The organism is Bacillus cereus, assembly GCF_002567495.1.
In the GTDB taxonomy this organism is placed as follows: Bacteria; Bacillota; Bacilli; order Bacillales; family Bacillaceae_G; genus Bacillus_A; species Bacillus_A cereus_AQ.
Map to the genome: position 1 here is coordinate 1 of NZ_NVAP01000056.1, position 24,612 is coordinate 24,612.

Here is a 24,612-nt window from a genome sequence, read left to right on the forward strand (position 1 = left end):
AGACTATCACATGAGTTATACCCCTTTGAAAAGGTACCTTGCAGCAGGGGTGCCTTTTCTTTTGTTTTTAGTTGTAAATTAGTTTAAATAAAAACTATGTAATTAAAAAGTATAATGATTAAATTATAATTGAAGTAATCTGAGAATTTCCAAAACAGTAGAAAAATATAAACGAAAACGAAGTTTGCAACAACCAAACTTCGTTTTTTCGATTTATAATGACTTACAACAACTATTAGAAATTTTATATAATCCATCTACAATCATACTAATTCTTTATCTATTAAAAAACTTTTCAACAGAACTATCTGAATCATCTTTTCCACTTAACTTAGTGTAATCTATATTGACCTGTTAACTGTTCCTCAACCATTCGAACTAAGTATTTTGTGATTTCTCCACCAACAGAACCATTTGCACGTGATGATGTATTAGGTCCAAGTGTGACTCCTAATTCACGAGCAATTTCATACTTCATTTGTTCAATAGCGCTTGCAGCAGCAGAAATAAGAATTTCATTTGTATTACTTTCGTGTCTTTGAATATTCATAATTACACCTCCATTATATTTGTATATAACGTGTGTCTAATCATAATATTTATGCATGAGTTAACTATATTTTTAGGAGCATCTTATTTCGCCTCGTCATATTTCACTAATTGAATTTACAACACATCCATATGCTATTTCGTGAAATTTACTATTCGAGACGTAATTATTGCCGTAATTAATATAATAATAGCGGTTATCAAGCCAGATTCTCCAATCCAAATCTCAGTTTGATATCCTGTACTTGCACGTGTGAAAGGTCCTTGAATAATGGCATTCCAAGTAGCATGGATGATAACCGAAGGCCAAATGCTACCTGTCATAAGTCGTAAATAAGCTATAATATAACCGAATGGTACAATACAAAGATAGATACCAAGTACTGAAAGAACGACAGATGGTCCCGCTACATATAGACCAGCAATAACTATTGGAACATGCCACGTTGCCCAAATCAATCCACTAATAAGGATGGGCCGTGAAAACTCTGCATCGACTAGCCTTGTGAGCATATAACCTCGCCAACCCATTTCTTCTCCCAAAACTGGGATTAAGTTAAGCAAACTTCCGAAAATGCCGCTCAATACTACTAGATAAATGAAGCTGAATGGTGCCGTTACATACTGAAGCCCAAGCATATTGTAGATCGGTTCTAACATCATACCACCTTCGGGATACTGAAACCCTGCAATTCCACTCAACCAGGCGATAGAATAAGTAATTCCACAAATAATCATAGGGATTAGCAGAGCAAAACCGATCCCCTTCCATATCTTTAAGTTACCGAGACTAAAAGATACATCTTTAAACCCTTCTTTCAGTATTATGCGAGTCAAAATAGAAGATAATGCTGGGGTAAACATATATACCACAATAAGCGCCCTACTTTCCGTAATTATTACTCCTACATTTAAAATAATAGAAGTAATGATTAAGATACTCAGAAAGAGTTGAAGTCCTATTTTAGCACGTTGGATTTTATCTTTATTATGGAACGATTTTGCGTGTAATATCATTGTAATCCGCCCTTCCCCTTTCATTTACTTCTTGTCATTTCTACAGACACAACTTAGAATAAAAACATTTTTGTATACAGATTCATTCATCTTTAAACTCCCTCCCCAATTTATAGTCTAGTCTTACTTACGACTCATCCATGTAATTATTATTTATAAGTTGTCATAGCCGATAGTGCAAAAGTGTAATGATTAGCATATGACCTGTGTCAATTAACCTTATGACAATATGTAACTAGAAAATATGATATGGGATAGATAACAATTGAATTAAGGCAATTGATTCGTGCAAGTACAATGAATCAATCTTGCTTTTACAAATAATTCAATTGAGGTGGAAAAAATGAATAAGAAAAGCATAATTGCAATGGTTAGTACAGCTTTATTAGTCACAGGATGTGTAGAAGTAGGAAAGGCTCAAACAGTAGCAGTCGAAAATTCAGGTCAATCAATCCAAAAAAATATAGTTAAATCCATACAATCACAGGCTTCCCCATTAAAAACGATAGAGCCGTCAAAATCATTTGAGGATTTAAAACCACTTAAGAAAATGATTGGGAGCGCACAATATGTAGGTTTAGGAGAGAATACTCATGGAAGCTCTGAAATTTTCACTATGAAGTTTCGCCTTGTGAAATATTTGGTTACTGAGATGGGTTTTACAAATTTCACAATGGAAGAAGATTGGGGAAATGGCTTAAAGCTAAATGAATATATCCAAACAGGAAAAGGAAACCCTAGGGAATTTTTAAACCTGTTATATCCTACTGATGAAATTATAGCCATGATTGAGTGGATGAAAGATTATAATGCTAATCCATCCAATAAAAAAAAGATCCAATTTATTGGGCTCGACTTAAAGGAGTTGGACCAAGGTTGCTTTAATAAAGTAATTGATTATGTAAGGCTGCATCGACCAGATTTGCTGGCAGAAGTAGAAGAAAATTATAAAGAATTGTCGGCTTTTAATGGAGGTTTACAGGAATATATGGACCTTGCTCCTGAAATAAAAGAAAAATTCAAAGCAAACGCTGAGAGAGTAGCTCGATTACTAAAAGATGAGAATAAGCAAGCCAACACAGAAATAGTTTCACCCGAGTACATCTGGGCGAAAGCAACGGCAAGTGCAATAGAGAAATTTACCACAATGCTAATTCCTAACGACTATCCAAGTTTGGTAAAGCTACATGAGCAATACTTGGCCGATCATGCAATGTGGGCACAAGAGACATTGGGTGGTAAAACGATGGTATGGGGACACAATATTCATATAGCTAAAGGAATTATCGATGAGAAACAATACCCTTATGCTGCGGGGCAGTTTTTGAAGGAACGTTTAGACAATAATTATGTCACAATTGGCAGTACAACTACGGAGGGGAATTTCACCCTATACACCGACACCCAAGATAAGATTATAACGGATCTGATTCCACAAGATGTAAATAGTTTCAATTATACCCTCGGAAAAGTACCCTATAAAATGTTTTTATTGGATAACCGTCACCTAAAAGGAACCGCAGAGAAATGGGTTAAAGCAAAAAGACCATTACTAAGTATAGGAGCACGACTCTTACCGAACGAATCGGCATACTTTGATAAGTCATTGCTTGAGCAATTTGATATTATTTTTCACATTCGAAAAACAAGTCCATCTCATATTAAATAAAAGTACAAAACAATCCCGTCTTGCAGATGTAAGAACGGGATTGTTTTATGGAGATTAATATAAGCATCTTTTTTAACCAGAAGTAGGTTGCTCTCCCCTTTTCAGCATTATTTAGAAATGTCATATGACACTTTTACACTAGTGAGAATGACAAAAAAAGCCGTACAATTCGGTTATTACATAGATAGGAGCGATGAACTTTATGAAATCAAGATTCATCCAGAATGGTTATTTTTTATTGCTAACTTTCGTTACAGGATTGTTTTATTTTTGTTTTTATTTAATAGCTCTGCTATTCAGCTTCACCCTTTCATTTACGGTAATTGGGATTCCACTAGTTATACGCGTACTACAGACTACTACACCTTTTATCCAATTCGAGCGCATACAGACGAAAATTTATACAGATATTTCAACAGACCCTTATGATAGAAGTATAACAATAGATACATCGAACTGGGCTCAGGTGAAATTAGTGCTTACTGATCGTCGCACTTGGTCCGCTGTCTTTTGGTTAATGCAGAAATTAGTAATTGGGATTTTCAGTCTCATTAGTGCAATCATTTTTTATGTAATGCCACTTATGTTGCTGTTGGCACCACTACTTTATCTCTACATTGAAATGAATATTATATTCATACAGATAGATACGTTTGCCAAGTCACTCTTTGTAATGTTTATGGGTATAGTATTTACCGCCATAAGCATTAGAATAGTAGATCGTTTGACAAAGAAAATTGGGGGCTATACACGTAGCATGATTCGGCAACTAAATCGATAGAAGTTTGCAATCTGTGAGTAGTATCGCAGTTTTAAATTTAAAAGTATAATAGGCATGAAGGATTAAATTATAATATATGAAGTAAAAAGGTAGGCTACTTAGGGGGTAAATGACTTGTTAGATATGGTTAAGTATTGGTTTTGGTACGATTGGATTATGTTAGGAGTCCGTATACTTGTTAGTGTCTCTATCGCCATAACCACATTCGATTTTCAGGATAGTTTAACATTGCCACTTTGGATTATTATTCTTTGGGAAATTATTGCCTTCTCTGTTCCATGGGTAGCCTTACTATTCAATTATAAATATTATTTGTTCACAGAAATACTGCTATATGGTGGACTGTGTATATATTTAACTTCTTTATTTCCGGGAGCTAACGTTACATTTCTTATATCGACTTTTCTGATTGCTGCGAATAGTCAGCATTTGTCCTATTATTGGACAGCACCAACAACAGTTTTTATAACAACTGGAATTTTCTATGCGGTTGCGCCAAGTAATAGCTATTGGGTTATGGTTACCAACTATGGACTTGCTTATGTAATGGGCTTCGCTTTCCATTTATTAATCGTCAATCATAAGCAAAATGAAGCGATTCGTAAACAAAACGCGGTACTTGAGCAATATATGTCTCAGATTGAACATATTACACTGGCAGAAGAACGGAACAGACTGTCAAGTGAGCTTCATGATACAGTTGGTCATGCTTATACTTCTATTATTATGGGGATGGAAACGTTGCGTACCGAACTTGCTACTGAAATGGGTATACAGAGGCTAGACTCTCTGCTTGAAATGGGGCGTAAAAGCATTGAGGACGTGAGAGGTTACCTACATCAAATGGATTCTTCGTGTCAATCGTCTTCCTTGATTCAATCTCTACAAAATCTTGGAGCCGAATTTCAGGAGCACGCTCAGGTAAATGTAAGTTTTAGGACATTCGGAGAGGAATATCAACTATCTCGGCAAGCAAAGATCGCATTCGTTCGTTGCTTACAGGAGTGCCTTACGAATGCAGTACGTCATGGTCAAGGGACTGAAATTATAGTTTCATTGCAGTTTGAACAACAATATACGAGGTTAGAAGTTCAAGATAATGGAAAAGGAAATGTAGAATGGCAGGAAGGCTTCGGTATGAATGCGATGAAAGAACGGGCAATGAACTTGCAAGGTCATTTGTCTGTATATACAAAGCCAGAGGAAGGAATGCTTGTTACATGCACCATACCGCGACAAACTGAAATAAAAGATGGACTTATTCGTTTGTTAATTGTAGACGATCAGCCATTTGTTCGGGAAAGTTTGAGGACACTACTCGATAGATATGAAGATTTAAATGTAGTCGGCTTGGCTGAGGATGGCAATCAAGCCATCGATTTGTGTGGGCGCCTTCAACCCCATGTTATACTTATGGATTTAGATATGCAGCACATGGATGGAATCGAAGCAACCAAAAAGATTAAGCAACAATGGCCACATATCCACGTATTGATTTTTACAACGTTTCAAGATACCAAACAGGCGTTGGAATCACTTCGCAACGGTGCGGATGGTTTTTTACTTAAATCTATTGAAACGTTGGAGCTAGCTAATACGATCCGACTTATTCACAAAGGTGGGACACTAATTGATCAGGGAATGTCTCACAAAATATTTGAGAAGTTTGATGAGCCAAAAGAGACACCACAATCAAAAGCAACCGCTTATGAGCTAACAGCTAGGGAAATAGAAATATTGCAGCTAGTAGCAAAAGGACTTCGTTACACTACCATAGCATCAAGATTATATTTATCGAGTGGCACAGTCAGAAATTATGCTTCCACAGCTTATACAAAGTTAGGAGTCCGTAACAAAGAAGAAGCTGTTCAAAAGGCTCTAGAAATTGGAATTATTGAATAAAAAAAATGTTTTTTGTTTCTCTACAGCAAGGTAAAATGTAGTTACAAGGTACAGTAAAGGATAAACTTACGAATTTAATTGAATATCATTTTTGATAGGTAATTTTTTTGAAAAAGTTAACCCTGTTTTTAAAAATTTTAAATAGCGTTACTACATATATTGAATGTAGTAACGCTATTCTTTACTATATTAGAAATTAAACATCTTTATTATTGCTATACGGAAGACAGTTTCAGGCCTTTTCATCTGATAATTATTTCTTTCTAACTCGAAATAATTATCTCGTAATTTCTCCACCTACAGAACTTTTTTCATGTGAGGGTTTCTCTAGGCCAAATGCCCCTAATTCACTAGCTGTCTCTGAAAATAGCTATTTAAAAATATGGTTGCTAATTTCATTTCGATCTTCCTTGCACCCAAGTAGCAATATCATTTATAACATACTCAGGGATATTAGCAGGACTATAATATTCATCCGGTTTACTTAATTCTCCATCCCCTTCTGTAAAGAAGTGATTTAACTTTGGATATAATCGATAATTAATGTTATCTCTCTCTTTTAATTGTTCTTTCCAAAAAGGAAATTCAATTTTTGATGGAACATAACAATCCCTTTCTCCTTGAAGAATAAGAAGCGGTGTTTTTTGTTCTTTTGACATTTCTGCTGCTTTAATTTTACGGATAGAACCCCAATATACTGCTGGTCCTAAAGAAAAATCCTTTGGAGGATTTTGACTAGAGAAATTAGGATCCTTTAATAATTCAAATTGCGATTTGTAAAATTTATATTCTTCAGGTTTCATTTCCCCAATAGAAAGACGATACTCAAGTTGATCTAAAACATTGTCTGCGAATGCCTGGGCCGCCCCTCCCATCACAATTGCCCCAGCAATATTTTGCTTTTGATCTTTTTCAATTATCCTCGGAATCACCATTCCACCTTGACTATGACCAAGAATATAAATTTGATTCTTATCTATCATAGGTTCATTTTGAAGAAAATGATTCACAAGAAGAGCATCATCTGTTGTCTCCTTATCAACTGTATAAAAAGGACTAAGTTCTGTTTTCAATCCATGTTCATAGGTTCGTTTATTATAGCGAAGAACAGCAATTCCTTTCGAAGCAAGACCTTCAGCTAAATCGCGAAATGGTTTTAAAGCATACGTTGCTGAATCCTGATCGACTGCTCCAGCTCCATGAACAAGAATAACCGCTGGAAAAGGACCCTTTCCCTTTGGAACAGATAATGTTCCTGGCAATGGAAATGCACCACTTCCAACTACTACTTCTTTATCAACAAATGATTCAGGCTTACTATATGATGGACGATCTGCAACAGGACTAAACTGCATACTGAATTGAAAATCATCTATTTTTCCAGATGGATCTAATTTTATTAGTAAAGGTACAGTAATTTTTTCAAAAACTAATTTAATCTCTATATTTGTATGAACAGAATTTGTCTCTTTTTTTGTAACCTCTCCAATTTCTATAAAAGAACCTATTTGTAATTTCGTAGATAGTTCCTCCCAATAGTTCTTCAGCCATTTTTCGGATATTATTTTCTGTAATGATCGAGAAGTTAAATCAAATGCAGATTTATAATTTTCAGCATGCATAGAACGGATAAATGAAAGAGTGGTAGATATAACAGGGTTTTCATCGTCAATATTGTCTATTTTTTTTATATTTGTGTTTGTTTCCTTTAATTTCGATTTAATTTGGTGGCTGAACGGATTATTATATGTATTTTGATATAAATTTATTTTCAATACGTCCTTATTCCGTCCCTCAAACAAGTTTGAATTATCTCCAAAATTTTTAGGTGAAAGTACTTCCTCTGCATATGAAACCGAAGGCATAATTATCGCAAAAATTGTACTGACAAGTAATAACTTACTCCCTATCCTTTTTTTCGTGTTCATATTTATTAATTCTCCCTTCACAATTTAAATTTTTAATACAGCATGCCTAGTACTATAAGGAAATAGAAATTTTCAAGGGGGTTAATAATCTACTTTACGATTCCCCCTAACAGGTTAAAAAGCTATTATAAACAAACTTCAATATACAATGCCTTCTTTCTCTTTTTCCACATGTATGTTGACTATAGAAATTACTTCTTTTCTTTAAAACACTCTTGTTACTGGCTTGTTTTTCATATATAAGTCGTACCTGTTTCCCCCTTCGCACCACTTTATATTTGTATCATATACAATGAAAATCTCTTTTTCCTTACCTATCCCTTACAAATCCCTTACATTCGAAATCGCTTTTATAATAGTGCTGTAGGAACCGCTGTGCCCAAACGCAAAAAAAGAAACACCGATTTCATTTGCTTTGGTGCTTCTTTTTCACACTATAAATTTTGATTATTTTTCTTGCTATGTAACACAAATTAGATTGTGCTGTATGAAACACTCCTAAGGTTGTTAAAATCACTTATTTCAATGGTAAAGTTTATACTAGAGGATACTCATATCCAACAGTTTAAGAAAAAGAAATACTTCAAAACCATTAACTTAAGAGTCGGATATTCACATTTGTTAACTTGATGGCTATGTGGGTGAAACTTAAACTTGCCAATGGCCCCTAAAAGTAGTAATCGTTGCCTTGCCCCTGCCCCCCTCTTAGATAAAAGATAAATTTTTAATTTAAAATCTAAAATAAATAGTTTATGGACCGTAGTGCTAGTCCATCTATTATTTCTAAATTTCTTGTACCCATTCAGTATAATCAATAAAACGGGGTCCGATTATGTTGATACTTCTTATAAATAACATCATTACATTAATTTTTTTTCGGGAGTACAATTCCTTTATATAATTGAACAGTAATTAAGTAATAAATTGAGTAAATTACTACAAAAATAACAAGTGGTAACCAAATACGAAAGTACGGATCGATTAAAAGAGATCCAAACATATTCATACCAACTAATATGTGAGTAATCCCCACAATTGCTGGGAATAAGAATATGAAGAATAACTCTTTATAAATTGATTTTGTTAATAATTCTCGGCGGACACCAATTTTACGAAGCATTTGATAACGTGCTACATCTTTTGATGCTCCCGACAGAACTTTAAACATTAAGCAGCTTGCCATCATTGCTAAAAATGCAACTCCAAAGAAAAATCCCATAAACATTAGTCCGCTGGCAAAATCATGACTCATAATATATGTTTGATACTTACTATCCAATTCTTCCGCTTTCACATTTTTATATTTTACTATCTGTAATTCATCAAGTTTTTTCCATTCTTTTATGTATGATCCAAAATCATCTGTTTTCCCCATAAACACAGTACTTTCTTTACCCTTCAACCCATCGTATATGTTTTGATCTACAATTTTTATTTCATAATCAGGATACACATAATTTGGCTGGATCGTTCTGAAAGCCTGGATCCATTGTTTTGTGTCTGCCTCTCCTTTAACCCATTTTATTGAAAATGCATCAATGGGTATTTCCTCTGAAACTTTCTCTATTTTCATACCTTGTAAGAAAGGGCGATTTTTCTCTAAATCTTCTTTAAGATAATAAACATACCTATCATCAACTTTGTAATGATATTCAAGTTGTTCTTGAAATAAGATACTACCCAAAATTGTCTTTTCTTCCGCAGTTGGATTATGAATGACTGAATCGTAAATCCGTATTTGATTTGTCATGTTTACGATGTTGTTTTTAAATGCCATACCACAAGCAATTCCGCCAGCACCAAGAGCCACTAAGATTGCTACTGTTGCAAGCACATTTGTTAGACCATTAATGCGGAAATTTAATTGTGCAAAAGTAAAAGCATTAAGGCCTTTTTCACTACGTTTTTTATTACTCTTTAGCTTGTTAATCATAACTGGGAGAAGTGATCCAAATATAAGGTAAGTACCAACGGTTGCTGAGATTAATCCAACGGCCATTAATCCCAAAGCAATTAGCGGATTTGCATATGACATATAGATCAGTGATGCATAACCAATACCCAATAAAAGAATACCAAGGAATGCAATTACAATTTTCATTTTTCCTTTTATGGCAACACGCTCTGTTTGTCCATCTGCATGTACAAGTTGCAGTACAGAAATACGCGATAATTTAATACTATTCATAATTGCTGATAATACAAATAGTGCAAAGAAGAAGACGCAAGTAATAGTTATTGATGGCAGATAAAATGCTTTATAACCTTCACCAGCAAACTCGAGTTCTTTCATTAATAACTGACCGATACCTTCTGCTAGTCCTACACCCACTGTAATACCGATCGCAAGAGACGCAGTGCCTAATACGATTGTTTCGATAAACATAAGTAAGGTAACTTTATGCTTTTTTGCTCCTAACATCATATACATACCAAACTCTTTTTGACGAAGAGCTGATAAGAAAGAGTTTGCATATAAAATATAGAAAAATGTGATAAACGCTAACAAAAAGGAACCAATTTTAAATACAGACGCAATATCCTTAATAGAAGAGTTAGATTCAAGGAACGTTTTATTGGATGCTAGCGTTTGAAACATATAAAAAGTTGAAATGGAGACAATAAGACCAACAAGTAAAACAATGTAATCTTGGAATTTACTTTTTAGGCCTGACATGGAAAGCTTAAATAACATGATTGAACTTCCTTCCTTACGCTTTTTGTGTGCCTAAATTTGCAAGCACGTCTAAAATATCTTTATAGAATTCTTCACGGATACCACCGCGATGAATTTCTTTATATAACTCACCATCTTGAATGAATAAAATACGCTGACAGTAACTTGCGCTGTAAGGATCATGCGTAACCATCATAATGGATACACCTTGCTCTTTATTTAAGCTTGTCATGGCATCAAGTAAACTCGTTGCATTTTTAGAATCTAGAGCTCCAGTCGGCTCGTCTCCCAAAATAATTGCAGGTTCATGAACTAACGCACGTGCTGCTGCGGAACGTTGCTTTTGTCCCCCAGATACTTCAGAAGGATACTTTTGAAGTATAGCTGTAATGCCTAACATATCAGCTACTTTTTCTACTTTCTTTCCAATCTTACGAGATGCAACACCTTGAAGTGAAAGTGGGAGTGCGATATTTTCATAGATAGATAAATTCTCTAATAAATTAAAGTCTTGGAAGATGAATCCTAATTTTTGCGAGCGGAAATCAGAAAGCTCACCTTGTTTCATTTTCGTTATATCCGTACCTGCAATTTGAACAATGCCGCCCGTTGCTGTGTCTAACGTTGAAATTACATTTAATAATGTTGTTTTACCAGAACCAGAAGGCCCCATAATACCAACAAACTCTCCCTCTTGAATTGAGAATGATACACCTTTTAACGCGTGTGATTGATTCTCACCTTTTTTACCGTATAATTTTTGAATGTTTTTTACATCTACAACTGGTTTTATCATTTATATCCTCCTACTTTTTTATTTCATTACAATAAGGTTTACTACTAACAAAATAGACACGTTGCATTCACCCTAAAGCTACAATGAAATCTTTCCTTTTATCTTCTTTGCTCACCTCATCACTTTGAATACATCCATGATAAACTATGAAAATTAGGAAACACCCCGTAAAAAACTTAAGAATTCTTAAGTTTTAAAAAAAAGCTTATGGAACCTGTAGTTCCATAAGCTTTCTATTTAATTGGATGTTCAACAACAAAAGACATCCAACCATCTTTATATTCTGCATATATATTACCATAATGAAGTTCAACGATCCTTTTGGAGATAGCAAGCCCAGCCCCAGACCATTACCCTGGTCATCTTTCCTTGACTTGTCCCCCCTAAAAAACCTTTCAAACAATTTNNTTTTGAACGATTAAACTTTCTTTTTCAAATATAGGAATGTATTCTCCAACTATTTGCTCCAACAAACTTGATAAATCAACTTCATTAAGGTTTAACTTAGCATCTATGCCTGATAAACGAGTATATTCAAACAGCTCATCAATTAAATATTTCAGTCTCTGTGACTTTGAATAAGTAGTTTCAAGGTATTCCTGTAATTGTGTTTTACTTTTGTATTGCCCTCTTTTTAATAAATCTATATAGCCAATAACAGATGTTAACGGTGTGCGTAAGTCATGAGATACATTGGTTATAAGTTCATTTTTTGTACGTTCTAATCGTCTTTCTTGTTCAAATGTATTTTCCAATTTCTTGGACATATAATTGATATTTTGAGCAAGTTGGGTCAATTCGTCCTTCCCCTTAATCCCAATTGTCAAACCCAGTTTTCCATTTGCAATATCATTAACATTATCCGAAATGAGCTTCAAATATACTATTTTCTTTCGAACCAATATCAAAAAAATTATTATAAAGTTAAAGATTGCGAACGCGAATAAGAACAACAATGCCAAATTGAATTCAAACATACCAAATTCTTCGTGTTTTTTAAATAATGGATCTATGAAGTATAGCAAAATGAGGATTGTTAAACCAAATGAAATAAAAAAACTAACTGCAACAGCACCAAGAAGTTTTATAATAATCTTATTTCTAAAACTAACATTCTTCATATTTTATATCCAATTCCCCAAACAGTTTTAATATAAATGGGATGTTTAGAATCTTCTTCAATTTTGTCTCTTATTTTTGTAATATGCACCATGACGGTATTATCTGATTTATAAAAAACCTCTTTCCAAACTGATTCATATATTTTTGCTACACTCAGGACAATCCCTTTGTTGCGGGCAAGTAGTTCGAGAATAGCAAACTCTTTTGGAGTTAACCTTGTTTCTTTTCCTCTTACCCATACTTGACATGTATCTGTATTTACGGTTAAGTCACCAATTTCTATAATGCTTTTATTATGTTCTATTGGCGTATTGTATTTTTTAAATCTTCTTAACTGGGATTTCACTCTAGCGATTAATTCTAATGGATTAAACGGCTTTGATAAATAATCGTCTGCGCCAGAGGCTAGACCCTAAATTTTGTCTATATCCTCAGATTTTGCAGATAGCATAATGATAGGCATGTTACGATCTTCCCTAATTTTCATACATGCTTCAATGCCATCCATATTCGGCATCATAATATCTAAAATAATCAAATCAAATTCCTTTTCTTCTAACAGTTGTAAAGCTTGTATAGCATCTTCTGCTTTTTGAGTTTTTAGGCCTTCATTTTCCAGGTATACAGAGATAAGATTTCTAATCTCTTTATCATCATCAACAATAAGAATTTTTGACTCCATTTTATTCCTCCACATTAAATGCAATAAGTATCCAATAAAGCATATATTTGTTGTTACTTAATTAATAAACTTAATAGAGATGGTTTCTATCTTTTTTCTTTACTTAATACGATTCTTTGTAAAATACACAAAAAGACCGTCACAGTATTGTGACGGAAAAACAGGAAAATTTCAATAACTAATTACTATTATTATTTATTTGTCGCTTTTAAAGCATCTAACACTATCTTGGTTGCTTCTGCAATAAGCTTATCATCATATTTAGCATCCTCTTTATCATGATTAGAAAGTATCGCAAGAACAATTGGCTTTTTATTTGGTGGCCAAATTATTGCGATATCATTTCGGGTTCCATAAGATCCCGAGCCCGTCTTATCAGCTACTTCCCATCCTCCTGGAACTCCAGCACGAATTAAATTATCTCCCGTAGTATTCCTTTTCATCCAATCTATTAATAAATCCCGTTTCTCAGTTGAAAGTACATCTCCTAGCGTAAAAGCCTGAAGACTAGTAGCTAATGCCTTTGGGGTACTAGTATCATGTACGTCTCCTGGATGCACTTCGTTTAACTCTGGTTCAAAGCGTTCAGGATTTGTAACAGTATCTCCTATTTCTCTCAGTGATTTTTTGAATTCACTAAGTCCACCTAATTGTTTAAGAATAAGATTTTGTGCAGTATTATCACTATATCGAAGGGAGGCATCTGCAAGCTCTTTCAGAGTCATACCTGTATCAACATACTTTTCTGTAATTGGATTGTAATTAACAAGATCTTCACGAGTATACAAAACTCTTTGATTTAGATCTTCTATTGATTTCTTTTGTAAAAGTACTCCCACAGCTAAAGCTTTGTGGGTAGATGCGTATGCAAACCGTTTATCTGATTGATACGTAACGGTTTGATTCGTATCAGTGTCCAATGCATAAATACCGAGTTTAGCATCAAATTCTTTTTCAAGTTTAGCAAAAGAATCATTACCAGTAGTTTCTTGTTTGATTTGATTTGTTTGTTTCGTTTGTTTAGGTGATTCAGATTGAGTATTACTATCGGAACAGCCTATAAGCGTTGCACATGAAAGAAATACTACAGGTACCATCTTTTTGTAATGCAAAATGTTAAAAAACTTGTTTAAGACTATCATACATTTTCAACCTCTTTCAAGAATATATGGTTTTTCTAGGTGTTATACATACCGATACAATTAAAGAGTATATCGGATATCACTCTTCTTGCATCTCACTTTTCATAAAATGAGCGAATTATCATGAACACCTGTTTTATACTTAATAGACAACCTAAGTAACAAGTTTGTTCCATAAATAAGAATCTTGAAAAAGAACTGATAGAATCCTCTATTATGATTCCCTTGTACTATGATACACGGCAAATTCCTTTTTCATCAGGTTTAACGAATATTAAGATGAAATATTTTGGGTATGTGGATTTTTCTCAACTTTGGATAAGACCTTTAATTTAAAATTCACCAGAAACCTAATCCACTTGTAATAATTATTATCCTATTTAATTTCCCTGATGCCAAAGGTAAATTTTTTAGGAATACTGATACATCGCTATCAGGTCAATTAAACTGGTATCCTAGCGTCACCAAATTAAACACTACATAACATTATCTTCACCTTTCAATATTTTAAAGGCCTCACAAAAACAAAATTATTATCTTCCCACAGTTATCTATGAGAAGTTAGCTCGTTTTTTTGTTTTGGAAAACCACCGATTTCTAATTTTGACGACGATGTGGCTAGACTTCTTAATTAACACCAATTTTTATCAGTAGTCGTATCTAGAAACCTAAAAAAGTCCATTTAGAAAATCTAAATGGACTTTTTCACTCATATAATCCTATCTATAGTTAAACGAATTAGATTAAATAAATTTAAATTTTCTTGCTTTATCTAATAAACTGTTTTGGCATTTCTTTAACGTGCTTATCATCATCACGCCAATCATAGGTTTCTTTCTGTGAAATATCTAAAGTTTGATCCCCAATTCTAACAATATTCTTATTTACCCATTCAATATATGGATCTGTATCTGGATAGTTCCAATATATATTTTTCTCTGAATCTGTATCAAGGTTAACTAATTCACCCCTAACAGCATCCGCACTTAATGATCCTGCATTATGAAAATAAGTCTTGATGAGATATTTTCCATCTGGAGATTTCACTGTTCGAATTAATTCTCCTTTTGGAACACCTTGCAAACTAAAAAATTTCCAATATCCAAATCCAATTATAATTACTAACATAGTAAGTATAGTTAGTAATACTTTTCTTTTTGTTTTTTTAATTTCACCTTTTTTATTTATAATACTCATTCAACTCCATTCCACAGAACGCATACCATATTATACCATTAAATAAATGGTATAATATATCAAAAATAAAAATCCTCCCTTAATAGTTTTTATAAAAAGGACATATCTTCCTCAAGGAACGCGAAGTGAGTAGGTGGGAGATGAATTCAGAAGTGGGGAGAGTTCAAAGTGCTTGAGCGTGATATTATTCAAGTTTTTTCATTGGGAATGCATAATAAATACAAACAAAACCAGTAATACACCTTTTCTGTGCCATACTGGTTTTGTTAAAGGTCATCTTAAATTGTAGCTAGTTCACCGAGATTGCAAATTCTGAGTTCGGTGCCCCAGCGAATACGATTGTTCCGTTCTTCGGCAGTTTCACCTTGTTATTGCCACTCACGATGCTAAAGTTGACGCAAACTCCCTTCTCATCATACACCGCAAACGAACCTTTTGATGGCAACGTTATGGTCATTCTTTTCTCTGCTGACGCTTGCGGGATTGCAAACCATTGCGCATGCCCATTTGCTCCCAACGTAACTTGGGATGATTGGCCTACCTCAATCTGTTTTACATTAGATTCACTCACGTATAACAACCCAGCCATCTCCATATATTCATTTCCCCCTTCTGTATAGAAGTGCGTTTCCGTTGTATCACGGCCATTCATTACGGGAATTTGGAGTTGATGTGTTGCGGTATTCGGACCTGTAATTCTTCTGCCGTCCCAATAGCCTGCTGGGCCTTCCTTGCGAGTAATTTGTGTAGTAAGAAGTTTCGGTTGGACGAGATATTGAATAGAACTAAATTTCTCGTTTACAAGATAGAACTTGACACCTTCCCTCTTTTCCCATGCAGCAGCGGTTTTCTTCGATAACACATTGTCTTCTAGTTTCTCAGCCAAATAGTGGGTCATCACACTTTGCCCTAAACCTGGATGCGATTTATATGCGCTCTCCTTCAAATAAGTTCTTCCATTCTTCTCGGTTACGAAGTTGAGCTTGGAAGTACCCTTCTCATTAATAAAGCTTCCATCAGCAGTATATACATATTTTTCTTCTCGATTAGATGGTAAGAACAGTTCTCCGTTGTTCGTAATTTCAATTTTGAAATGAGTTTCGCTATTGCCATAAAATCCTGCTTTCTTTGCTACGCCTTGAGGCATTTTGACTTTGACCGGCTTGCCAAAGGATTTGTTCGGCTTGATTTCCTTAATAGTACCTTTTTCTTTAAGCGTGGCGAGCAGCAATTCGGTTGCCAATAGTTGATTTATAGAGCTCCGTCCACCAGATGTCAATACAGCCGCTGCTATTTTCTGTTCCGGAAGTACGACTAGTATAGCATGTTGCAGTGCCGTATCGCCGCCCTTAGCCAAAGCTTGGATCCCATATTCACTGAATGGGTATAGTTTCACACTATCCCAGCCGAGGCCATAGTTAAAAATATTATCTCCATCACCTGGCCATATTCCTTTTTTATATTCCTCTTGCTCCATCGCCTTGACTACCTTATCAGAGAGGATTCCTTTTCCCTGTCCCATAAATAGTTGTGAGAATCGCACCATATCTTCTGCCGTGGAAGATATGCCTCCCGTACCAATTACATTCACCGATTCAATTGGAAGTTGACCTTGGTACACCGGGAAATATAGTCCAGCCCGATTTTCATCCCTCCATTTGTCCTGCGGCGTTTTCGTATGATTCATCTTTAAAGGCCCTGTAAAGCTTTGATGTAGAAATTCAGTAAAGCTCATACCACTAACTCTTTCCACCAAAATTTCGGCCAGCGTAAAGCCATCGTTACAGTATACCGAGAAAGCGCCAGGGTCCGCCTTCAAGTTTTGATTTGACAATTGCTGCAACAAGGTATCATGGGCATAGGTATCATTATCGTTAAATAAAAATGCATTACCTAACGTAGAACCTTGCAATCCAGAGGAGTGATTTAATAACATACGCGGTGTAATACGTTTGTATCGACCGTCTTTCATCTTAAAATCAGGAACATAGCGGACAACAGGAGCATCCAAATCGACTTTTCCTTCATCGACCAATTTCATTACAGCCGCTGTTGCATACATTTTACTGACTGAACCAATCCCATATTGAGTATCTTTGGTTAGCGGCTTTTCCCCTTCCATATCATTCTTGCCAGCCTGACCCGACAAAATAAGTTTTCCATTATCAATTAGCGCATACTGCACGCTATTCGCCCCATGGGACTTCGTAAGTAGCGCCGCCTTCTCTGCTGCAATCTTCTTCAGTTCCTGGCTAACTACTTCTTCATTAGTTACAATTTTAGTCTTATTATCAGAGAATGCTTTCGCCCCTGTTGGTAGGATCATAGTTAGCGCTAATGTAGTGGCTAACACACCAGTTAGCTTATTTTTCATGAGAGAATTACCTCCTTAGATAAGTGATCGATTTTATCATTAATTTGTTTAACTATGAAACTATGATAAATTTTACCCGTCTTTACTTTTGACCTACTTGCTAAATTCAGTAACTAAAATATTTTTAAATGGATCAGGACTATCAGCTTTAATGCTGTTCAAATTGACGGCCAATGTATGCTTGCCTCCAAGTGTGCCCCCAGCAAAAGTTAAAAAGCCAGGAATGGTTCCTCCATGCCCCCATATCGATACACCGTTTGAAAGCTTCATTTTGAAAATTCCAAGCCCGTAATCACCAAGTTCATCTGTTCCTGTAGGGACTGTTGTAAGCATTTGCTTTAGTTGCTGTTCTTTCAGTAATTTGCCCCCAAGTAAATAAGAAAAGAATTTGTTTAAATCATCAGCTGTAGAAATCATATCTCCGGCCGAGCTCCCCATACTTGGGTTATAATAAGTAACATCTTTTGGCTCACTTGTTCCGTCTAATTGGATATATCCACGGGCATGCTTGGTTCCTGGAATAACGCTTGAATTTCCAGGTAAGAATGTATTCGCTAATTCAAGTGGTTCAATAATTCGATTTTCAATCTCTTCCGCATAGCTGTTCCCAGTTACTTTTTCAATAAGAATTCCTAGTAATACATATCCTGTATTTGAATACGACCAGCTCTTTCCTGGAGCAAAATCTGGAGGCATGGATATTCCTATCTTTACTAATTCTTCAGCAGTATAAGATTTTTTTGTATCCATCATATTAAAATCCTTTGACCTTGTGTAATTAGCGATACCACTTGTGTGATTTAATAATTGTCGGATACTAATATGTTTATCATCATATCCATTTCCTTGAATGACACCAGGCAACCATTTTTCAATAGAATCGTCTAAATTTAAGCGATTTTCTCCTGCTAATTGAAGTACAACTGTTGCAGTGAACGTCTTTGTCACGCTGCCAATTCGGAATCGAAAATCTGTTTTCATTGGTTTCTTGTTACTTAGATCCGCTACCCCAGCTGCATAACTCCATGTTTTTCCACCCTTAGAAACTTTAGCAAGTATCCCTGGATATCCAAGTTTCAATGTATCCCGCATTGCATCTTTGACGGAATTACGATCTCTTTGGCTGCTTGTTTGTAACGAACTAGATACATTTTGAATGGACTCCGCTTTTACACTTGAGGTTGGAGTAGTATAAAACAGGGAACCTCCAGTTATTAAAAGGGCTAAACCTGTAAATGTAATTTGACGATGCTTATTCAGCAAAATATTCCTCTCCCCTATTCATATTGTATAAATGGTTATTTGCTGTTTGGAACAAATCACACAGCTTTCTTCTTAACCAACTGCAAAAGGACGACATTGAATTTGTAATGTCTCTTTTCCTCTAAACAAGTCTTATTAATCGATTTGTATTTTTATGGAAATATATAGTGTTTCTTCTTCCTCTCATTCTTCTTTACATTTTAATCATACACAATGAAAATCTCTTTTTTCTTACCTCTTCCTTACAAATTCCTTACGTTCAAAATCACTTTTATAATTGATTATTTTTTATTTTAATAACATTTAGTTGTATTAATTTGATAGGAATTTGATAGTAAAAAGTTTACTTATTCCGAAAAATGAATTTAAATACATTTTTACTATTTAATATTTTACTTATTCATGTCCTAACATAAGTTCTTATCATCTATATGTATTATTTATTACAACAGCTTTCAAGCTAAAAATAAGATATTCCATCAAAGGGAAATATGAGTATCTAAATAATAGATTACCAATATAAACAATGTGCAAATGTGAGAACCCCTGTACTACTGCTGATTTCCATCTAACTAATACGGCTTCAAACATTGGACACAAATGCTACATGTAATGTTGGATTTATTACCTATTCAAAATTCTGTTTGTTCATTTTTTCTTAATACACAAAAATTCCTAACTTATAAATATACAATCTATAATAGGGACGTCTAAGGATAACCTATTAGATCCTTAGAAAATATCAACTTTCTAAAATTGGACAAGATGAAAAAATCACTCAACGAAAGGTGTGTTATCAAAAGGAGAATTCATTAAAAATTCTTTAGTAGTAACTGACATCGCATTAGCAATGTCTACAATGTTGACGAGGTTATTGAAGGGATGTAAAGAGATGGAAGACAGATTTCTCACCAATTAAAAGCAATATTTTTACGGGACCGGATATACTTACAATATTTTGATCCCTATTCACTTAAATATACCCATCTACAATTAAAATATTTCGTAAGCGTTAATAAATAGGATATTTATATAAGTGAGATATAGTGTCTCTTTATCAGTTGTAATAAAAAGGCGGATCCCAACTCTCATAAGGAATCCACTCTTTCTTTTTCTACAAGTCTATTTTTATACGTTCCTCTTCTTGTCCTTACTAGAACCTCCACTACTGGATCATTTACATAATTATCGAAAGAGGAAGTAAATACATGTGTTTTGCTTAACGTTAGATAGATGAAATAAGGGAATTAAGCACTGATTTTAATTGTTCTCTCGTAGTAGGATCTAGAATTTCTGCTTTACTATTAATCTTGGTCCCTACGACACCAATTTGTAAAGTGCTTTCTTTTGGGATATTTGCTTCAATCATTTGTAATGTGAGCATTATTGATTCGTGTGCTTTATCTCCACCTGTAATACGTGAAGAAGCACTAATAACGGCTACTGGTTTATTCATAAATTCCCCTGATGAAACAACCCAATCAAGAGCATTTTTTAGAACTCCTGGAACTCCCCTCGCATACTCAGGGGTACAAATTATTACACCATCAGCTAGTTTAAGTTGTTCACGTAAGTCCTTAACTGAAGCAGGAGGATCATCTGTATCTGCTTCAGGACTAAAGTATGGGAGATGTTCCAATCCTTCATAAAATTGAAAATCAATATTTTCCGGTTTCAGATTAGAAATAGCATATAAAACGTTTGTATTAGAGGAATTCTTCCGTAGGCTTCCTGAAATAGCGAGTATTTTTATTCTGTTTTCATTCATAGTACCATCCATTCTATTTACAAATTTGATTTTTAAATTTCCACTTTTTTAAATCCCTTAATATTCCATACTTCATAATCATACTGTTTTTGAAATATCGTGTTCAACTAATTTGCTCCATCAGTTGAATAAAGAACCCTGTATATTTTATACATGTCTACTTTACATAACGCCCTACTATAAGAAGTTGATAAAACGGGAAATCCCCATGGTTAGGCAATTCCTGTTTTATTCTTTATGCCTGATTTTATAAATTGTTGATTTTACGCCATTTCCAGAACCTAATCACCGTTATTTCCTGCATAAACTTCACTTTTTTAACTATCTTTATTTTCGTTCGTTGTGTTCGTTTGTTTTGTTTAAATGGGCAAATCTATCAATTATTTAATTTAACTATTACGAATTAATGTTCAATTCATATACTATAGTAGATTGCTAGAAAGGAGGCGTAACCATGGATAGTTGTGTTGTGTTTGTAAATGGACAACCTTTTTTAGTTCTTTCAGTAGCTGGTATTGAAATTGCTAGATTTGAGATTTCTCTTCAAGTAGCATTAGCTCTCTTTTTTGATTTCCACCTTATCTTTCCTTAACAACTAACAAGATCACGGCAGCGCCTACGATACTTGCCATACACTTAATCAAAATCATTTATCCTCACATTATTTATTCCTTTGTTTCCATACCCCATTCTCTTTACGATAAGTATTCTTACCATCCATGAAGTCAGCTGTATTACCCGGAATGTTATATTTCTTATTTTTTTTCTTAGCCTTCTTCTTCAGTCTCTTCTCTTCTTGAATAGCTTGCAAATCCGCCTTCCACTGTTTCAACAAATCCTTTTCACGTCGCATCGAATTTGTACCCCTTGGATTAAAATGTGAACCAAATAATTAGATTCTACCTATTTATATAGAATCCTTTAATCCAAATGTCCATTTTATTCACCCCCTCGTTTAACATGTACCAATTTATGTTTTTCCTTCTCTATAGACCAACGATATATTATAATCCTTTATATACCCAAGGAGGTTTACCATGCTTAATTTTCATAAAATATTCTCCATCTTAGGATTCTTTTGGTTTTTATACGGTTTTATTGGTCTCATCTTTTTATTACTATTCCTTAGCGTGTCGTAACAACGCGTATACATATATGCTTAATGTGTAATTTCTATATAACAAAGAAAACAGCACCCGTTATGGATGCTTTTGATTACTTATGCGTTTAATATTTCAGTAATCTCTTCTGCTGTTAAATCGTATTGTTATTCCTCACTTTCTATAAAAATGATTATTTCGTTAAGTTTCAATATGTAATATTGCATATTCTTTACTTTCAATTTCCATACATGCAATAATTTATTTATAAAAATACAAGATATTAGTGAGGATGATTTATATGAACAAATTCCGGAAGAAGATCATTAAATCCTTACAAACTTTTTGGGGATGCTTAGCATTTGGTGTATTAATGTTTACTATCTTCTTAATTATGGATCTAACAGATACACCTTTAAATACATTGAGTTGGAGAGATTGGCTAGGTTCTGCAGTAGGTGCAGCCATTGTATCTGTAGGGATGTTTACTTTAAATAACTTGGATTTAAAATAATTTTTCCGTCAATACTATATGTAGGCTGTATGCAAAAACTCATTTGAAGTAGTTTTCTTTGTATCTCCTTGTATTGAGCAGTTAACTTTTGCTAACTGCTCTTTTAATCGTGACCATTATTGACAAGCTTTCATATAATGTAGTCATGCCTTTCTTAAAATTAAGTTCGTCACTTAAATTATAAAAATGGGATTAAATCCTATAACCTTTTCAGGAATCATCCATATTTTATTCTTGAAAAAGTGCTTTATTTTACTGAAAGGTGGTTGCGGAAACAACTGCCTTTTTGTTTATGACAAAAGGATTATTTTTTTCAAATGTTTACTACTAATGATCAATAAATATCCTATAATTTTTATATATGAAATAATTTGTTTAAGAGCAGATAAAATGCCAGTTACACTAGAACTTATTCTTATAGCAATTGGTGCTGTTGGCTATTTGATAAAAGAATCTCAAAAAACTAAGAAAAGAACCCTTGGAATTTCACTAGAACTTTTAGTTCTTTTCTGGTCAATATGGAGAATATCGACTATTATAATCCGAATTTTAGAATATAATCTCTCATGAATAAAACTCACTATTCCGTCAATTCTTTATATGACATTAGATTTTCTTCTTGTTCCCCTTCGTCTTCACTTCTTCACGTCCTACAATTTGATATGCAATATTACATATTCTGTATCTTCAATTTATAAACATGTAATAATTGGTTTATAAGATATTAAAAATTAATATTGAAAGGAGAATACTAAATGTCTTTCTTTTCGTGGTCTCCTCTTATTTTCTTAACAGTAGTTGCAATCATCATTTCTATTAAAAAGACTAAGAAACAATAGCTTTAAATAGTTACAATAATTTATTTCTAGGAGGTGTAGTTATGTCATTTGCAGCATGGAGTGCAATTTTTATGACTTTAATCGGACTGATGTCCGGAGCAATCTTTGGTACAATTTCTTCTAAAAAGGGTAAAAATACAAACTAAAAACCATCCGAATATCTATAATTCTATACATACAAAAAATAAATGTAATATTATTATGAAGATATTTACCAACTAACTTTTTTTCCCTAGCCTTACGTACTAGGGCATATTTATTTTTTAATGTGTAATTCCTCCCTCATCTAAAATAGCGTTTTTGTTCAATTTGTAGCGATTAAGTAAGCAACAAACTCTGGATACTCATTTTTCACAGATTCTTTTTCATCGTGATCTAATTGCTGATACATATGATTCAGTATTAGTCGTTTTGAAAAGATTAAGTATTTATCACTGTTCGTCCACAATTGCCAACCCATATTAAAAACAATCAAGACTTTATCGAAGTCTAGCTTGACCATCTTTCACTCTCCCTTTCTCTCAAATAAGGATTTTGTTTAAATTTACCTTAATCATAATCACTATTTATTAGGAGTGCTATTTTATAAAGAAAAAAGAAATTCTATTAATCAGCTCAAAAACAATTTCAACAAATTTCTTTATCGATTTATTGGGCTCAATTTACACTAGAGGATTCCCCAAACAACAGAGCAATTTTAGAAAATGTCATTGATTTTCATTACAATATTCACAGCTTTGACTTTATTAGAAATAATAATTTTAAATACTCTATACCGTGTGCAATTAAAATTTAAAAATAAATAATTATATAACTCATTAATAAGATTTAACAACTACTTCATTACCAGCTGATGAGCCTTTGGCCTTTTAGCTAGTATTTTTTATTCAAATAACTTTTTTAATTTTTCGAAAAATTTACGAAACATTCCTATGTTACGTTATATAAATCCTTTTTTTGAATCATATTCATTCAGTCAAAAAGTCCTAGCCCCCTAGGACTTTTTACGTTTAAATAAAGAGGTATACCGTATTTCTCAATGTATAAAATTACTTAACATAGTAAAATAATATTCGGATGGAAGTCCAATACATATTATTAAAATAGTTCAAATCGGAGGAAGGTACATTAGGGTGTCTTTTCTTTTATGGATTTTTTTAGAAAATATTCGAAATATAATACAGAAAATTATATTATTATATATGTATGATTTATAGTTTCGAAAATTAAGAAAATAGATAGGGGGAAACAATAATGAAATTAGGAAAATTAGCATTAATTGGGGCGTTAAC

At 33.8% G+C, this 24,612-nt stretch carries 18 protein-coding genes and 5 pseudogenes; 8 read left to right on the forward strand and 15 right to left on the reverse strand.

All coding sequences use genetic code 11. The annotated features are described in order from the left end of the window. Positions 1 to 166: 166 nt before the first annotated feature. Positions 167 to 244 (forward strand): annotated as a pseudogene (locus COK05_RS26625) (IS6 family transposase); the annotation flags it as partial. Positions 245 to 331: 87 nt separating this feature from the next. Here the strand turns inward: COK05_RS26625 and COK05_RS26630 are convergent. Then, positions 332 to 550, reverse strand: coding sequence for an alpha/beta-type small acid-soluble spore protein (locus COK05_RS26630; protein WP_098614940.1), 219 nt, complete (start codon positions 548 to 550; stop codon positions 332 to 334). A 134-nt stretch (positions 551 to 684) separates the two neighbouring features. Next, the gene (locus tag COK05_RS26635) at positions 685 to 1,566 is read right to left on the reverse strand and encodes a CPBP family intramembrane glutamic endopeptidase (RefSeq protein ID WP_098614941.1); all 882 of its coding nucleotides are present in this window, start codon (positions 1,564 to 1,566) and stop codon (positions 685 to 687) included. A gap of 343 nt (positions 1,567 to 1,909) precedes the next feature. On the opposite strand from COK05_RS26635, the gene COK05_RS26640 reads away from it, so the two are divergent. From COK05_RS26640 to COK05_RS26650, 3 genes are all read left to right on the forward strand, one after another. Continuing rightward, positions 1,910 to 3,235 (forward strand): erythromycin esterase family protein, encoded by a 1,326-nt coding sequence (locus COK05_RS26640; RefSeq protein WP_098614942.1) that lies wholly within the window; start codon positions 1,910 to 1,912, stop codon positions 3,233 to 3,235. A gap of 202 nt (positions 3,236 to 3,437) precedes the next feature. After that, positions 3,438 to 4,016, forward strand: a complete 579-nt coding sequence (locus COK05_RS26645; RefSeq protein ID WP_098614943.1) for a sensor domain-containing protein — start codon at positions 3,438 to 3,440, stop codon at positions 4,014 to 4,016. Positions 4,017 to 4,130: 114 nt separating this feature from the next. Then, positions 4,131 to 5,918, forward strand: a complete 1,788-nt coding sequence (locus tag COK05_RS26650; RefSeq protein ID WP_098614944.1) for a helix-turn-helix transcriptional regulator — start codon at positions 4,131 to 4,133, stop codon at positions 5,916 to 5,918. A gap of 395 nt (positions 5,919 to 6,313) precedes the next feature. On the opposite strand, the gene COK05_RS26655 is transcribed toward COK05_RS26650, so the two are convergent. From COK05_RS26655 to COK05_RS26705, 11 genes and pseudogenes are all read right to left on the reverse strand, one after another. Continuing rightward, a complete protein-coding gene (locus tag COK05_RS26655; RefSeq protein WP_141539271.1) occupies positions 6,314 to 7,846 on the reverse strand; it encodes an alpha/beta hydrolase in 1,533 nt (510 codons plus the stop codon). Between the two features lie 865 nt (positions 7,847 to 8,711). Continuing rightward, positions 8,712 to 10,541, reverse strand: a complete 1,830-nt coding sequence (locus COK05_RS26665) for an FtsX-like permease family protein (RefSeq protein WP_098614945.1) — start codon at positions 10,539 to 10,541, stop codon at positions 8,712 to 8,714. Positions 10,542 to 10,557: 16 nt separating this feature from the next. Then, positions 10,558 to 11,319 carry an ABC transporter ATP-binding protein gene (locus tag COK05_RS26670; protein ID WP_098614946.1) on the reverse strand — a complete coding sequence of 254 codons (762 nt, stop codon included), beginning with the start codon at positions 11,317 to 11,319 and terminating at the stop codon, positions 10,558 to 10,560. A gap of 233 nt (positions 11,320 to 11,552) precedes the next feature. Then, positions 11,553 to 11,725, reverse strand: a pseudogene (locus COK05_RS32245) (ATP-binding protein); the annotation flags it as partial. A gap of 4 nt (positions 11,726 to 11,729) precedes the next feature. Further along, positions 11,730 to 12,440: pseudogene (locus COK05_RS26675) on the reverse strand (HAMP domain-containing sensor histidine kinase); the annotation flags it as partial. Next, positions 12,437 to 13,123: pseudogene (locus COK05_RS26680) on the reverse strand (response regulator transcription factor). The pseudogenes COK05_RS26675 and COK05_RS26680, both read right to left, overlap by 4 nt. A gap of 191 nt (positions 13,124 to 13,314) precedes the next feature. Continuing rightward, positions 13,315 to 14,265, reverse strand: a complete 951-nt coding sequence (gene bla, locus COK05_RS26685) for a class A beta-lactamase (RefSeq protein ID WP_098614947.1) — start codon at positions 14,263 to 14,265, stop codon at positions 13,315 to 13,317. A gap of 768 nt (positions 14,266 to 15,033) precedes the next feature. After that, entirely contained in the window at positions 15,034 to 15,462 is a 429-nt protein-coding gene (locus COK05_RS26690; protein WP_098614948.1) for a DUF5412 domain-containing protein, read from the reverse strand. Between the two features lie 289 nt (positions 15,463 to 15,751). Then, positions 15,752 to 17,836, reverse strand: a complete 2,085-nt coding sequence (locus COK05_RS26695) for a serine hydrolase domain-containing protein (protein ID WP_098614949.1) — start codon at positions 17,834 to 17,836, stop codon at positions 15,752 to 15,754. Positions 17,837 to 17,929: 93 nt separating this feature from the next. After that, positions 17,930 to 19,096, reverse strand: coding sequence for a serine hydrolase domain-containing protein (locus COK05_RS26700; protein WP_098614955.1), 1,167 nt, complete (start codon positions 19,094 to 19,096; stop codon positions 17,930 to 17,932). 1,228 nt (positions 19,097 to 20,324) lie between these two features. Beyond that, a complete protein-coding gene (locus COK05_RS26705) occupies positions 20,325 to 20,867 on the reverse strand; it encodes an NADPH-dependent FMN reductase (protein WP_098614956.1) in 543 nt (180 codons plus the stop codon). Positions 20,868 to 21,321: 454 nt separating this feature from the next. On the opposite strand from COK05_RS26705, the gene COK05_RS26710 reads away from it, so the two are divergent. Beyond that, positions 21,322 to 21,459, forward strand: coding sequence for a DUF3956 family protein (locus COK05_RS26710; protein ID WP_098614950.1), 138 nt, complete (start codon positions 21,322 to 21,324; stop codon positions 21,457 to 21,459). A 69-nt stretch (positions 21,460 to 21,528) separates the two neighbouring features. Here COK05_RS26710 and COK05_RS26715 read toward each other — a convergent pair whose 3' ends face one another. Beyond that, on the reverse strand, positions 21,529 to 21,720 hold the full coding sequence (locus COK05_RS26715; RefSeq protein WP_098614951.1) for a hypothetical protein: 192 nt from the start codon (positions 21,718 to 21,720) through the stop codon (positions 21,529 to 21,531). A 548-nt stretch (positions 21,721 to 22,268) separates the two neighbouring features. Between COK05_RS26715 and COK05_RS26720 the strand changes: the two genes are divergently transcribed. The 3 genes and pseudogenes from COK05_RS26720 (at position 22,269) to COK05_RS32115 (ending at position 23,466) form a co-directional block, all read left to right on the forward strand. Next, positions 22,269 to 22,481, forward strand: a complete 213-nt coding sequence (locus COK05_RS26720) for a hypothetical protein (RefSeq protein ID WP_098614952.1) — start codon at positions 22,269 to 22,271, stop codon at positions 22,479 to 22,481. Between the two features lie 390 nt (positions 22,482 to 22,871). Further along, positions 22,872 to 23,051 carry a hypothetical protein gene (locus tag COK05_RS26730; RefSeq protein ID WP_098614953.1) on the forward strand — a complete coding sequence of 60 codons (180 nt, stop codon included), beginning with the start codon at positions 22,872 to 22,874 and terminating at the stop codon, positions 23,049 to 23,051. 228 nt (positions 23,052 to 23,279) lie between these two features. Next, positions 23,280 to 23,466 (forward strand): annotated as a pseudogene (locus COK05_RS32115) (hypothetical protein). Between the two features lie 158 nt (positions 23,467 to 23,624). On the opposite strand, the gene COK05_RS26735 reads toward COK05_RS32115, so the two are convergent. Then, positions 23,625 to 23,822, reverse strand: a complete 198-nt coding sequence (locus COK05_RS26735) for a hypothetical protein (RefSeq protein ID WP_255290355.1) — start codon at positions 23,820 to 23,822, stop codon at positions 23,625 to 23,627. Positions 23,823 to 24,612: the final 790 nt, after the last annotated feature.

Bases quoted from the DNA above. Each gene is read 5' to 3' on its own strand.
- COK05_RS26630 (WP_098614940.1), bottom strand. From the start codon at position 550: ATGAATATTCAAAGACACGAAAGTAATACAAATGAAATTCTTATTTCT.
- COK05_RS26635 (WP_098614941.1), bottom strand. From the start codon at position 1,566: ATGATATTACACGCAAAATCGTTCCATAATAAAGATAAAATCCAACGT.
- COK05_RS26640 (WP_098614942.1), top strand. From the start codon at position 1,910: ATGAATAAGAAAAGCATAATTGCAATGGTTAGTACAGCTTTATTAGTC.
- COK05_RS26645 (WP_098614943.1), top strand. From the start codon at position 3,438: ATGAAATCAAGATTCATCCAGAATGGTTATTTTTTATTGCTAACTTTC.
- COK05_RS26655 (WP_141539271.1), bottom strand. From the start codon at position 7,846: ATGAACACGAAAAAAAGGATAGGGAGTAAGTTATTACTTGTCAGTACA.
- COK05_RS26665 (WP_098614945.1), bottom strand. From the start codon at position 10,541: ATGTTATTTAAGCTTTCCATGTCAGGCCTAAAAAGTAAATTCCAAGAT.
- COK05_RS26670 (WP_098614946.1), bottom strand. From the start codon at position 11,319: ATGATAAAACCAGTTGTAGATGTAAAAAACATTCAAAAATTATACGGT.
- bla (WP_098614947.1), bottom strand. From the start codon at position 14,265: ATGATAGTCTTAAACAAGTTTTTTAACATTTTGCATTACAAAAAGATG.
- COK05_RS26690 (WP_098614948.1), bottom strand. From the start codon at position 15,462: ATGAGTATTATAAATAAAAAAGGTGAAATTAAAAAAACAAAAAGAAAA.
- COK05_RS26695 (WP_098614949.1), bottom strand. From the start codon at position 17,836: ATGAAAAATAAGCTAACTGGTGTGTTAGCCACTACATTAGCGCTAACT.
- COK05_RS26705 (WP_098614956.1), bottom strand. From the start codon at position 20,867: ATGAATGAAAACAGAATAAAAATACTCGCTATTTCAGGAAGCCTACGG.
- COK05_RS26710 (WP_098614950.1), top strand. From the start codon at position 21,322: ATGGATAGTTGTGTTGTGTTTGTAAATGGACAACCTTTTTTAGTTCTT.
- COK05_RS26715 (WP_098614951.1), bottom strand. From the start codon at position 21,720: ATGCGACGTGAAAAGGATTTGTTGAAACAGTGGAAGGCGGATTTGCAA.
- COK05_RS26720 (WP_098614952.1), top strand. From the start codon at position 22,269: ATGAACAAATTCCGGAAGAAGATCATTAAATCCTTACAAACTTTTTGG.
- COK05_RS26730 (WP_098614953.1), top strand. From the start codon at position 22,872: ATGCCAGTTACACTAGAACTTATTCTTATAGCAATTGGTGCTGTTGGC.
- COK05_RS26735 (WP_255290355.1), bottom strand. From the start codon at position 23,822: ATGGTCAAGCTAGACTTCGATAAAGTCTTGATTGTTTTTAATATGGGT.